Origin of the sequence: Bradyrhizobium sp., from assembly GCF_027451485.1 — a bacterium.
Lineage (GTDB): Bacteria > Pseudomonadota > Alphaproteobacteria > Rhizobiales > Xanthobacteraceae > Bradyrhizobium.
Genome location: NZ_DAIDJE010000172.1, coordinates 1 through 12,839, shown reverse-complemented (window position 1 = coordinate 12,839; position 12,839 = coordinate 1). Strand labels below are relative to the sequence as shown.

The window sequence follows — 12,839 nt, the reverse complement described above, 5'->3', positions numbered from 1 at the left end:
AACGTTGTCGTTCAGTGCGGAGCAGAATTGCGCCCAGAACAGCGGCGCAAAACGGCGCGACGACATCAGATCCCTGATCATGGAAGCTTTCCGTTGCGGGGCAAATTGTACCACGGCGCCCTCGGAAAAGCTGCGCCAGCCGCCCGCAATTCGCCGGTGCGCGACTGGTTGGGCCCGGGGTCGCCGGGAGAGGCGCTAGATGCGCGATGCGCGCTCCGCATTCGGGCGGCTGTCGTTGAGCAGCAGATAAAGCGCGCGGGGATTTGTCGTCAGGTAGCGCCAGAACAGGCGGCGCGGCTCGAGCCAGATTCGCCATGCCCATTCGAGGCCAACATCCTGCATCCAGCGCGGCGCGCGGCGGCGGCTGCCGGAGAGGAAATTGAACAATCCGCCGGATGTCTTGATTACGCCGACCTTGGTGAGATGCGGCGCGAATTCAGACACAAAGGTCTGCTCGTACGGCACACCAAGCGCAACCCAGAGATAATCCGGCGCCAGTTCGTTGATTTCCTCGACCTTGGCGCGCAGCGCTTCGCCGCGAAGATAGCCATGGCTGTGTCCGACGATCCGCAGGCGCGGATACATTCTGCGGACGTTGGCAACGGCCGCGGCATTTTCGGCTGCGTCGGCGCCGAACATATAGAAAGTGAGGCCTGCCGCCTCGGCCTTTCGCGCAACGATATGGAACAGGTCCGTTGTCGCGACGCGCTCCGGCAGCGGCAAGGGCGATCTCAACCGCGAGACCGCGACGAGCGGCTGGCCGTCGGCGTTGATCAGGTCGGCGGTACGAAAAAGCTGGTCCGTCATGGGCTCAGTGGAGCAGCGCGAGAGCACTTCGCCGTTGGCCGAGGTCAGATAGAGTGGCCGGCAGGCCTGGCGCCGCGGGAACACCACGTCGATCATGAAATCGGCGGTCTGCTCGAGATCGAGCACGGCGATGCGCAGCCCGCCAAGCGTGATTCTGGGGATGCCCGCCGTGGCGTTTCTGCCGATGGGGTTTGCTCGCCGCTCAAGCATATGCCGCGCTCCGAACCGGCTGGACCGGGGCCGAATGGAGTTCATTGATGATCACGCCGATCAGTTTGTGCTCGGCGCCGTCGAGACCGGCGAGGATGTCGTCCATGCAGCCGTCGATATCGAAACTGGCCGACAGCATCGCGATCAGCCCGTCCGCGACATCGATCAACTTCCGGCCCTCGGCGCTGAACGGCAGCGCCGGGCCGTCGACGATCACGAGATCATAGTCGGTGCTGGCGCGAGCCTGCGCGATCGCCTTTCCCGTGGCGGCGAAGGCGCCGGGACCGGCTATGGGCAGTACCTCGATGCCGTTCCTGGTCTTGATCGTGCGCTCGGCCTTTCCGCCGATCGAGAGCCAGCTAAGGCGCTTCGCTTCGGTTTCGGCTGTACCAGCAAGTTTGTTCGACAGCGCGCGGCGTTCCGGATCGGCATCGATCATCAGCACTCTCGCGCCGTCGCGGGCTGCCGCCAGGGCGACGTTCACGGCGACGATGCTGCGGTCGCGGCCGAGGCCCTGGCCGATCACCGCCATCACGGGCGCGACATTTGCGGCCGAGCGCCGCGAGAGTGCCTCGCGCATGTCGCGCATCGAAGTGAGAAAAGTCGTGAGCGGGGTGGCAGCCCGCAGCGTCGGCCAGCCCAGCTGCGTCAGGTCGGGTGGGCCGCTGCTGGCGAGAATGCCGCCGAGCGTTCGTATGACGTCAGCTTCCTGAAGACGCGCGATTCCCGGCTTCTCCGCCGCTGGCGGCGGAGACCCGGCTTCCGACGTTTTCGGCGGCAGAGCCGGAGTTTCCGCTGCAGGCCGAACTCGCATGGCCTGATCGGACGCCTGCCCGGCGATTTCGGAGGACAACAATTCGACCCCGGTAAACCAGCCAGCGGCCGCCAGCCCGCCGAGCACAAGACCGATCGCCGCAAGCACGGTCATCGGAGGCGGGAAAGAGCGCCGCTGGGGAACGGTGGCTTCGCCGATGACGCGCGCATTTGAAGTGTTGAGGCTTTCCTGTTCCTGGGTTTCGCGCGACCGTTTGAGGAAGGATTGATACACGTCTCGGCTCGCCTCGACATCCCGTTCAAGCTCGCGAAGGCGCACTGAGGCGTGACTGAGCTGGACGCTTTGGCGTTTCTGCGCCTCGAGCGACCGCGTCAGCGAAGTTTCGTAATCACGGGCGCGCGCCAGATCGTTTTTCGCCGATTGGGTGAAGCGGTCGACTTCCTCGTTGATCGTCCGGCGCAGGTCTTCGACCTGCTTTTCCATCTGGCGTAGCGCAGGATGCAGGGGGCCGAGTTCGGCGGTCATTTCGGCGAGTTTGCGCCGCGCCTCGGCATATTGTGCACGCAAATTGCCAAGCGTGGGCGATTGCAGTGCTTCCGGAATGGCGCCGGCGTCCCCGGCGTTGCGGCGGCTTGCTTCGATCTGATCGTATTTGGCCTGGGCTTCGAGCGTCGCCGCGCGCGCCGCTGCAAGCCGCTGATTGCTGGCCAGAAGCTGCTGATCGGTAATCAGCGTGTCCTGCGTGCCGACGAAGTTATTTTGCGCCTTGTAGATCGCGAGAGCGTTCTCGGCCGTGCGCAGCCGGTCCTGTAATTCCTTCAGCCGGCCCGAAAGATCATTGGTGGCGCGGCGCGCCGCGATCGATTGCGAATTCTTGGCCTCTGCCAGATAGGCATTGGAGATCGCATTGGCGAGCATTGCAGCCTTGGCCGGATCGTAGGACCAGACGTCGATGTCGACGATGAAGGTGCGATCGGTCTTCTTGACATTGATATGGCGGCCGAGCGCATCGAGTGCCGTCGTTTCCGCGAGCGCCGTCGGGGCGCTTGAACCCATGTGCAGTCCCAACAAGCCAAGCAGTTTGGCCACAGGGCCGATCGAGGCCCCGCCGAACTCCGGATCCTTGTCAAGACGGGTGTCCTTGATCACCTGCATCAGTACGCTATTGGACGTGATCACGCGCGCCTGGCTTTCGACCACCATCGCGAGTCCCGAAATATCCTGCGAGCGCGGCGTCAGTTCGCGATCGACCAGTTGCAGTTCGCGCGGGTCGACATAAAGCTGCGCGGTCGCCAGATATTTCGGCGTAAGACTCTTGCCGATTGCAATGGCCGCGCAGGCGCCGATCAGGGCTGCAAACGCGATCGCCGTCTTGCGCCGCCACAGCAGTTGAGCGAGCTGCAACACGTTCAGACCGGCCGCCTTTGCCGCCGGCTTTGGTCCGGCGTCCAGCTTCGACAGCATTATGGGTTTGTCATACGCCAGCATGAAACCGGGCTTCCATTCGAACCGCCGAACGCATCGGCTGAGCAGCTACTTCGCGGGTCGCGTTGGGCGCGAAACGAACGCAACAGCAAAAATTAACCATACTCATTGTAGGACTATTCATCGAATTGGCAAAGAAACCGTTTAAGCTTGGAATTGCTCGCGTTCTTTCATCGTCGTACCGACGCAATCGATTTTTAACGGTTGGTTATCGGTTTCAGCATTGCGCGGCGTCATCGGTCAGTCCTTCCGAATATCGAGCCGTAGACAGAGATAACGGAGAGGACGTACAGGCCGAGATAGACGGCATTGAGCCAGATTCCCCAGTCGGCGATGTTGCGGAAGTGGATCAGCAGCAGCGCGATGGCCGCGGCTTTCAATCCCACCAGTGCGGTCGCCAGCACGGCGCGGACAGTCATATGCTGGTATGCGAAGAACAGCTCGGAATGAAACTCGAGCAGATTCTTGAACGCGGGCACCGCCAGGAGCACACCGAACAGCTGCGACGCCACTGCGACATTATGGCCGAGCAGATTGGGCCAGATCGAAAGTGTCACCAGCAGAGCGGACAAGCCGGCGGTCGAGACCAGCGCGATCAGCAATTCAACAGCGAGGCTGCGGCCGAGCTGGCTGCGCCGATAGCCGTCGATGATCAACTTTCGCGAATAAAGCACATAGAAGCTGCGGATCGGCACCGAGGTAAAATCGAGGATGCGGCTCGAGATGGCATAGATGCCGACAGTGCGCTGGTCGGCGAGCGACAGCATCACGAGCTTGTCTATCTCGTTCTGCGCGATCCAGGCGAAATAGGCGATCGAGAACAGCAGCGCCTCGCGCAAGCGGCCGAAGAAGATGCGGCTTTGCCAGCGCAATTTGATGCGCGGTTGATAGGCGTACATCGCAAGCGCCGTCGCCGCCAGATTGAACCCGAAATAGATGAGCGCCCAGCTTTCAACATCGTGCTTGCCGGAGAGGGCGAATACTATGGCGCCGGCGGTGCGTAGCGCGGATCCCGAGCTGATGACGAGCGAGGCCGATGCGTAGCGTCCGAGGCCGTTGTTGACCTGATGGATCGTCTCAACGATACGCCAGAGGCCGGTTTCGACGGCAATGATCAGGAGAAATGTCGCGAGTGACAGCGATGACTTAAACAGGAAATAGAAAATCGGTAGCGAGACGGCGAGACCAAGCGGCAGCGTGATTAGCCAGCTTGCGTAGAACACGGCGAGATATCCGCCGAGAGTGCGGCGCTTGCCTGCCGAGGACCTGAACGCGAGAGAAGCAAAGCCGAATCCCGAGAAGCATCCGATCATGATTCCGGTCGAAGACGTCGAGGCAAATACGCCCATATCGTGCAGTGAAAGCGTGTTGGCCAGAATGAAGAAGTAAACCGCCTGAAGGCCGAGGCGCACGCCCGTGCCGGCAAAGACCTGAAGATAGTTGGCGAGCTGCGTGCGGAAGGCGTGAGTCAGCGTCGCGAGCACGCGCGATGGCTGCGAGACAGCGGGAGGTCTAATTTCGAGCGCGTTCCGGGATTCTGATTTCATCGTAGCTTCCAAATAGCAAGATTAATGCCGAGCGGTTCGCTCGCGTTGGCGATGCTGAAGATCTGGTTAATGCGGGGACCGGTAACCATCGCCGACGTTTGCTGCTGCAAAGCACCGCATTGGACCAGATATTGCAGTTGTTGCTGCGATGTTTCTGCAGTCGTTCTGCAGGTCCGGTTCGGGTAAAGTGAAGTAATGTCGATCGAGATGCATTCCCGGCGCCGTTTCCTCGTCGGCTCAGCTTCGGCAGCGACATTGACCGCTTTCGGTACAGGCGGATTGTCCAGCCTGTCCGCATTTGCGACACCGTCAAGGCTATCAGATGACGGTGGGAGTTTCGTCCCTTATGGCGCAGCGGTGCGATCCGATGCGCTGTCGGCCGATTCATCCTATCGCGAGGCTGTCATCGTCAATTGCCAGCTGGTTGTGCCGGAAAGCGAATTGAAATGGCTCGAGCTGCGGCCGGCGCCGGACCAATACCGGTTCGGGAAAGCCGACGCGATCATCGATTTCGCGCGTCAAAACGGCATCCGGGTTCGCGGTCATACGCTCGCTTGGTACGGAGCACTGCCAAAATGGACTGAATCGATCGCAACCCGCGCGGATGCCGAACGAGAACTCACCGATCACATCGAGACAGTAGTGTCCCGCTACAAGGGTGCGATCCCGTCCTGGGACGTGATCAACGAGCCTCTGGTCGACTGGCCCGAGAGCGCCGCGTCGCTTCGTCCCTCGATTTGGGCGAGGCGCCTTGGACCGGATTATCTCCGTCTTGCGCTCAAGGCCACCGCTGCGGTCGATGCCGACGCCCAGCTTGTGATCAATGAATACGACGTGGAATATGCTGGCGCGCGCTTTTCGGCCAAACGAAGCGCACTGGTCCAGTTGTTGCGCTCGCTGCGTGACCGCGATGTGCCATTACACGCCGTTGGATTGCAGGCGCATCTGTTTGCCGGCCGCACGATCGATCGCGACGGCTTGCAATCGCTTCTCACTGAAATCAAAGCCCTCAATCTCGATGTTTTGATCACCGAGCTCGACGTGATCGACCGTGAACTCCCGAGCGAAATCCACGAGCGGGATAAGCTCGTCGCGGATCTCGCTAACCAGTTTCTGGGGGCGGTTCACGAGGTGATTCGGCCGAAAGCGATCCTGACCTGGGGTCTCAGCGATCGATACACCTGGGTGCCAATCTATTTTAAACGCCGCGATGGTATGCCGAACCGGCCGCTGCCGCTCGATGCCGACCTCAAACCCAAGCCGCTGTTCGAGGTGATCGAGCAGTTTCGTCACCGGGCCTGAATCGTCAGGTCCTAGATTTGAACTCCGATGAGCCAGACAATGACCGATGATCCATCTTCCACGCCAGCCGCGGCCCCGCGAGTCGGTCTCGGCCGGCAATTGCTGGATACAGCGAGGGGCCATCTACGCGGGGTTCCCTTGCTTCGATCTATGAAGCGCCGGCTGGTCGGGCTTGCCGGCGCGCCGGAGGAAGCCATTTATCGCCAGTCCGATGTCGCCCAGAAGAATCTGGTAGCCGCCTGGAAGCAGTTGCAGGTGTCAGGCGTGATCCTCCCGCTCGATCAGGTCGGCTTCAGCCGGTTCTCAGAATTCGAGGAAGACGGACATCTGCTGTATCTTCTCACGCTGGCGGGAGCGACCTCCCGCATCGTGGTCGAAATCAGTTCTCAGGATGGTCGAGTCTGCATGGCGACCAACCTACTGGTGCACCATCGCTGGCGAGGCTTCCTGTTCGACGGGGACCCGGTTTTCGTCGCCGAAGGTCGGCGCTTCTTTGCATCGCATCCCGCTACCCGCAGCGCTCCGCCGGTCATGCGCGCAGAGTGGTTCACGCGTGACAATGTCAACGACGTGCTTGCCGCAGCCGGCGTGCCCGGCGAAATTGACGTGCTCTCGCTCGATATCGACGGCAATGATCTCTACCTGTGGAGTGCGATGAAGACGCGGCCGCGGATCCTGATCTGTGAGTTCAACAACGCCGTGCCCAGCAATCTCGCGGTCACCATTCCCTACAGGCCCGGTTTCTCCTTCACCGCCTTGCCAGCCGATCAGGCAATGTTCCGTTCCGCCAGCCTTGCCGCCTTCGTCGCGGTCGGCCGGCGCAAGGGCTATCGTCTCGTCGGCATGAACGCGCTCGGATTCAACGCCATCTTCCTGCGGGATGACGTGCTTGAGGCGGAAATGCCGGAAATTCCGGCGTCCGCGCTGGACGGCAATCCGGCCGCAGAGGAAATGCACCGCCGGTGGTGGCCACGTCTGTCGCAACTCGGCTGGATAGAGGTTCCGCCAGATGGCAAACTCTAACCTCGCAAAAGCGACGCGGGCGATCGTGACGATGTCGCCCGCGCTCGACCAGACGATCGAGGCCGTGGTTTGCGTTCCCTGTTTCCGCCGGCCCGAGCACCTGCGGCGAACGCTTCGCTCGCTCGCCGATCAGCGCACCGACCGCCGCTTTGCCGTCGTCATGGTTGAAAACGACGCATCGGCCTGCGGGAGTGTGCCGGTTGCCGGCGAGTTTCTCCAGGGCGGCGGGCTTTCCGGCCTTTGCGTGGTCGAGCCGCGGCAGGGAAACTGCCACGCCATCAACGCCGCGTTCGAAGCGGCGCAAACGATATTTTCGGCGGCAAGCTATTTTTTGATGATCGACGATGACGAGATCGCCTCGCCCGACTGGCTGGAAGAGATGGTTCGTTCGGCTGAAGAGACCGGCGCAGACGTGATCGGTGGGCCGGTGCTTCAGCGCTTTGACGACGGAGTGAGGCAGGGCTTGGAAAGGCATCCCGCATTCCGGCCTGCCTATGACGCGAGCGGGCCGGTCCCGATCATTTATGGCTGCGGGAATTGCCTGATCAAGCGCTCGACGTTTGATCACCTCGGCAGCCCCGCGTTCGATCCGCGTTTCAATTTCCTTGGTGGCGGCGACGTTGATTTCTTTACCCGCTGTCGCCGGAGCGGCATGAAATTCCATTGGGTTGCCGGAGCGGTCATCACCGAAACGGTCCCGGACAACAGAACTCGTGCGTCGTGGATCGCATTGCGTGGACTTCGCATCGGCGCGATCAATTACCACGTCCAGCGCAAGGTCGCGCAAACGCCGTGGCTGCGTGTCCGGCTCGGCACGAAGGTGCTGGCGCAGCTGCCGCTCTCGCTATTTCGCGCCGTTCGGCTTTACCTCACGGAGCGAAGAACGCTGATCGCACTGCATCCGATGATTGTCGCGGCCGGCGGTCTGCTTGCCGCATTCGGCATCGAACCGCAACCCTATAAAGCATCGAAGATTATATCTTGAGCCGTCTTGCCCTCACATCTGATGCCCGCACGGTCCTTGGCGAGATTTTTCGCTGGCAGGCAATAGATATCGCGCGCGCGGGCGCCTTTATTGGTGCGCTATTGCTGGCCTGGATATCGTTGCAGCCGTTCATTGACCTCAGCAATATGCTGGTCGCGGAAGTGACGACGGGAAAGGAAGCGTCGACCTATCTGGCGTTCGGCTGCTTCGCCCTGCTAACGGTTGGGCTCGCGGTGCGAGACGGCGGGCGGGGATTCGCAACGCTATTGTCACCTGGCTATCTTGCCTTGGCCGGGTGGACTGCTGCAACGGTGGTGATATCGATCGACCCGGGCACTTCTGTGCGCCGATTTTCGTTGACCCTTTGTGTCGCGGCCGTTGCGGCGTCGTTGATGCTGCTGCCAAGATCCGAGAACGAACTGAGGCGCTGGCTTGCGATCGCGGTTTTGACGTTGTTGGCTGTTTGTTATCTGGGCGTCCTGTTAATTCCAAACCTTTCGGTTCACCTCGCAACCGACGCTCAGGAGCCGGCTCTCGCGGGGGACTGGCGGGGCGTGTTCGGGCACAAGAACATGGCGGCCGGGATGATGGCGATGCTGCTGTTTCTCGGCATCTACATCATTCGCGCCGGCTCTTGGCTCGCCGGCGCGATAGCGATTTGCCTGACGCTCGTGTTTTTTGTCAACACTGGGGGGAAGAGTTCGCTGGCGCTGTGCGTCGTGGTGCTGGCCTTGACTTCCTTTGCATCGTCAATCCGATCGCTTTGGTGCCGGGCCGTCGTGCTACTGGCACCGCTTTTGCTGCTCAATATGATCGGCATCGGCAGTGTAGTAAGCGAGCATCTCGCGGCTATTTCCAGGGCGCTGCCGTTGGACGCAACCTTCACCGGCCGAACCGATATCTGGACGTTTGGCATCGAGGCCGCGCAGCTGAAGCCATGGACGGGATATGGATTTGCATCGTTCTGGGGAAGCAGCGCGGTGCGAAATCTGCCACAAGGTATGGAGTGGGCGGCGACCGCCGCTCATAGTCATAACGGATACCTTGATATAACGCTCGCGATGGGCCTGCCGGGGCTGGCGCTGTTGATCTCGGTGTTCGTGATCGCGCCCTTGCGCAATTTCCAGGCCGCCGATTGCGGCGGGAATAGGGGCCCGCTGGCGACGGCGTTGCTCCAAATATGGCTGTTCGGGTTATACCTTTCGTCGATGGAGAGCTTTTTCCTCGACCGAGCCGATCCCATGTGGGTTACCTTTTTGATGGCGGTATTCGGTTTGCACTATCTGGCGCGTTATAACCTCAAAGCGCCCGGCTAGCTCCGGCATGATCCGGAAAACTGTGCAGTGGCCTTTCAAGGGCTGAAGCCCGCGATGACGATTCGAACCAATTTCATCGCGCTTTAGAGCTCTGCGTCGATCGCCCGCGCGACATCCTGCCACCAACCGTCGAAATCGAAGGGTGCTGGAGCAGGGGGCAATTCCAGCGCCGTGATGATTCTATCGGCATAAGTTTGCGGAGGTGAGCCGCGCGGCACGAGTGCGATCGCGCCGCGGTTGATCAGAGCCCTGAGACGCGGATGGTGATCGAACTCATCCGGATTGGCTGGACCGGTGACGATCACCGGCCGGCCCGATTGCACGCAGGTGAGGATGCTCGATCGCCGCGCGGTCAAGCCTTCGTCGAGCAGGTAGCAAAACGCGTCGACCTCGCCAAATAGTCCGAACACTTCGGCATCGGATGCGATGTAACCGCTGACGATGACATCGTCGGTCAAGCCGAGTTCGTTTACGCGCCCGTAGAACTCCTGTTCAACATTATCCAGGGCCTTGATGAACGAGCCGATATAGACGGTCAGAGGTCGTTTTCCGCGGTCCCGAAGATCCGCGGCGATATCCAACAGCGCCGTGGGCTGCTTGCCGGGATAGATCGATCCGAAATGGCCCAGCACCAGGCGGCCATTGCCGCGCGCAGTTGCAAGCTGCTCGCGCAATGGAGAGTCGCCGACGACAGGCGGAGCCTCGATATTGGGCGGCAGCGGCGCCAGCACGCATTTCGAAGCAGTCCAGCCGAGGAGCGGATGGCCGGCCAGTTCGCGTCGCACCAGTGGGGAGAACATGACGATCGTATTGGCGAGCAGCAGCGCCGGGAAATAGGTCAGTCGCCGCAGCCGGTGCAGGCTCGCCCATTCATGCTCGACCAGAACAACACGGCGCCGGCGCAGCCGGGCGATCAACAGCGCCAGCAAGGGCCGCAGGATTACCCGCTTCCAGGCCACAATCGGAAAATTGCAGACCACGCTGTCGACCGCGCCGACGGCGCGCCAAATATCGGCAAGCGAGCCTTCCGTTCGCGTCAAGGTTAACGTTGAGCAACAGCCGGGATGGAGCTCTTCGACAGCTTTCGACAACAGACGTGCGAAGTGCCCCACGCCGCACTGCATTTCCGCGCCCGCGCCGAGAAAAAGCGCCTTGTGTTCAGTGTCTGCGGTCATGCGGGTGCTGAAGCGTCGATGGTTGATGAGCGATTGCCTCTAACTGCCGAGGCAGGCTGCGTTAAGGATGTTCGGCAGAGATCCGTGTCCTCGTCGAATCTGCGCGGATTCTACAGACATCGACGTTAGCCATATATCCCAGTCATGAGCCGGCTGTCAGCCGCAGCAATTGCGTAAACGCGGTTTTTTGCGGGATAAGCGCACGGGAGATCAAGCGTCGCTCGCGACGTGTCGGCGCAGATCTTCAAGCGGAGCCATGTGACAGGTGCGGCGACCAGCGGCAAACATGAAGCCAACTTGCAGGCAGAAATGGAGCGGTCTCGCCGTCGAATCGTGTGTGGCAGGATCGGTTTGGGAAAGTTGATGCGCGATGGCGATCGTAGAATCCGAGCGAGTAATCGGCCGCGTATCCTCTTCTTCCGCTTCGAGGTTCAAAATCGAGTTTGCGAATGATTGGGGCCTCGTCGCTGCGTGGGCCAGCCAGTGCCAGAAGACGGCCTTCCAGCATCCACTATGGTATGGCGCATGGTATGGCGCCTTTATTGCGGCATCGCCGCTCATTGCGACCATCAGCGATACGGTAGCCCGACGGAAGGTCGCGCTCGTTCCGCTGATTCGCCGGGTACATCACGGCGTTCGTGTCGTGGAATTCGCCGACCTGAATGTGACCGACTACAACGCACCGTTGGTGCGACCGGGCGTAACGTTCGATATGGCGGAGGCGCAGGAGGTTGGTCGAGGTCTGCTGGAGGGATTGCGCCAGGTGCCCGGCGGCGCTGACCTTCTTCGTTTAAAGAAAATGCCCGGCAGGCTTGCGGGCGGAATCAACCCGCTCGCATTGTTGGGGCGCGCAGGTTCGAGTTCGCTCAACGGCAATATTATTGAAACCGGTGACGATTTCGAAGCCTATCGGACTTCGATCAAGCGACTTCAGATGTCCCGGTACTGGCGCGTGTTCAGCCGGCATCCAGGCGCAGAATTTCGAATTATGCGTTCGGTCGACGATGCCGTGAAGGCGCTGGATGTCATGGATGCGCAGCAACAGGTGCGCATGCGGACGCTCGGTCTGAAGTTCGTTCTAAACGACGACACTCACGCTCGTTTCTACCGGGACCTGGTCAGGGGTGGCCTGACAAACGGATATGTTGTCGTTTCGGCACTGACCTGCGACGAGGCGGTCGTAGCGACCATGCTCGGGATCAGGCAGGACGATTATTTTGTCGTTCTTAGAATCAGCAATGCGGGCGCCCGTTGGTCACACTGCTCTCCCAGCAAGCTCGTCGTCGAGCGCACTATGGCAGCGCTTCACGAGCGAGGCGTTCGTCGGTTCGACCTGAGCGTCGGCAATTATGCGTTCAAGCGCCGTTTTGGCGCTGTGCCTTTTCCTCTGACGGATGCGAGCGTTGCGCTCAGTTGGCGCGGCATCCCATACGCCCTGCGCGATCAAGCCGCGCAGGGACTGCGTCGCTATCCCTGGCTGGCGCAAAAGGTTGGGCGCGCATTGGGTCGATCGTCGCACGAGGAATGAGAGGGCTTTATCGGTGGAAACTAAAAAGGCACATTTTCGAGTGCTCGACAGCTGGCGCGGCGTTGCCGCGCTGCTCGTTGCCTTGTTTCATCTCAACCTCTACAGCGCGATTTACGCGCTCGATTTCGTTCGCAACGCCTATCTCTTTGTCGACTTCTTTTTTGTGCTGAGCGGCTTCGTTATCAGCTACAGCTACGGCGATCGGCTCAAGACGTTCGATGAGCTGGGCGAGTTTGCTATCCGCAGGTTCGGTCGCCTCTGGCCGCTTCACGCGGTTGTCCTGCTGGCGTTCGTGGCGGCTGAAAGCGCCAAAGCCGTGCTCGCGGCGCGTGGCGCGTCATTCTATCTGCCACCGTTCACCGGCACGAACTCGCTAGGCACCATTCCGCTCAACCTGGCGTTCGGTCAATCCTTCGGGCTCGTTCAACATCTGACCTGGAATGCGCCGAGTTGGAGCATCTGTGCCGAGTTCTGGACCTATCTGGTCTTTGGCATTCTTCTGGTCATCAGCTCGACATGGCTCGCGCGGTTTCGCTTTGCGACCATGGTTCTGATCGCGGCCGTACTGGCCGCCAGCGTCTCGATCCTCGTTCTGTTCGCCGCGCACGGAATGGATGCGAGCTATGACTTCGGATTTGCGCGGTGTCTGTACGGTTTCCTTGTCGGACATCTGACCTATCGGCTTT

10 protein-coding genes are annotated in these 12,839 nt (G+C 60.8%); 6 read left to right on the top strand and 4 right to left on the bottom strand.

The genetic code is table 11. The features are described from left to right. Positions 1 to 195: 195 nt before the first annotated feature. The 3 genes from NEZ08_RS20825 to NEZ08_RS20815 all read right to left on the bottom strand — a co-directional run bounded on the left by NEZ08_RS20825 (position 196) and on the right by NEZ08_RS20815 (position 4,824). Entirely contained in the window at positions 196 to 1,017 is an 822-nt protein-coding gene (locus NEZ08_RS20825; protein WP_298111151.1) for a WecB/TagA/CpsF family glycosyltransferase, read from the bottom strand. Next, positions 1,010 to 3,280: a Wzz/FepE/Etk N-terminal domain-containing protein gene (locus NEZ08_RS20820; RefSeq protein ID WP_298111149.1), complete on the bottom strand. Its 2,271-nt coding sequence runs from the start codon at positions 3,278 to 3,280 to the stop codon at positions 1,010 to 1,012. Before NEZ08_RS20820 ends, NEZ08_RS20825 begins: the two co-directional genes overlap by 8 nt. 230 nt (positions 3,281 to 3,510) lie before the next feature. Then, entirely contained in the window at positions 3,511 to 4,824 is a 1,314-nt protein-coding gene (locus NEZ08_RS20815; RefSeq protein ID WP_298111148.1) for a hypothetical protein, read from the bottom strand. 195 nt (positions 4,825 to 5,019) lie between these two features. Here NEZ08_RS20815 and NEZ08_RS20810 point away from each other — a divergent pair, with 195 nt between their 5' ends. From NEZ08_RS20810 to NEZ08_RS20795, 4 genes are all read left to right on the top strand, one after another. Next, entirely contained in the window at positions 5,020 to 6,126 is a 1,107-nt protein-coding gene (locus NEZ08_RS20810) for an endo-1,4-beta-xylanase (RefSeq protein ID WP_298111146.1), read from the top strand. Positions 6,127 to 6,276: 150 nt separating this feature from the next. Beyond that, complete coding sequence (locus NEZ08_RS20805) at positions 6,277 to 7,149, top strand: hypothetical protein (RefSeq protein WP_298111144.1); 873 nt, start codon at positions 6,277 to 6,279, stop codon at positions 7,147 to 7,149. Then, entirely contained in the window at positions 7,136 to 8,134 is a 999-nt protein-coding gene (locus tag NEZ08_RS20800) for a glycosyltransferase (protein ID WP_298111142.1), read from the top strand. The genes NEZ08_RS20805 and NEZ08_RS20800 overlap by 14 nt, the downstream gene beginning before the upstream one ends. After that, the gene (locus NEZ08_RS20795) at positions 8,131 to 9,450 is read left to right on the top strand and encodes an O-antigen ligase (protein WP_298111140.1); all 1,320 of its coding nucleotides are present in this window, start codon (positions 8,131 to 8,133) and stop codon (positions 9,448 to 9,450) included. The genes NEZ08_RS20800 and NEZ08_RS20795 overlap by 4 nt, the downstream gene beginning before the upstream one ends. A gap of 83 nt (positions 9,451 to 9,533) precedes the next feature. On the opposite strand, the gene NEZ08_RS20790 is transcribed toward NEZ08_RS20795, so the two are convergent. Next, positions 9,534 to 10,625 carry a hypothetical protein gene (locus NEZ08_RS20790; RefSeq protein WP_298111138.1) on the bottom strand — a complete coding sequence of 364 codons (1,092 nt, stop codon included), beginning with the start codon at positions 10,623 to 10,625 and terminating at the stop codon, positions 9,534 to 9,536. 370 nt (positions 10,626 to 10,995) lie between these two features. On the opposite strand from NEZ08_RS20790, the gene NEZ08_RS20785 reads away from it, so the two are divergent. Together NEZ08_RS20785 and NEZ08_RS20780 are read left to right on the top strand one after the other, a co-directional pair. Further along, complete coding sequence (locus NEZ08_RS20785) at positions 10,996 to 12,153, top strand: GNAT family N-acetyltransferase (protein ID WP_298111136.1); 1,158 nt, start codon at positions 10,996 to 10,998, stop codon at positions 12,151 to 12,153. Positions 12,154 to 12,193: 40 nt separating this feature from the next. Continuing rightward, the coding region (locus NEZ08_RS20780; protein ID WP_298111134.1) for an acyltransferase at positions 12,194 to 12,839 on the top strand (646 nt) is incomplete at its 3' end.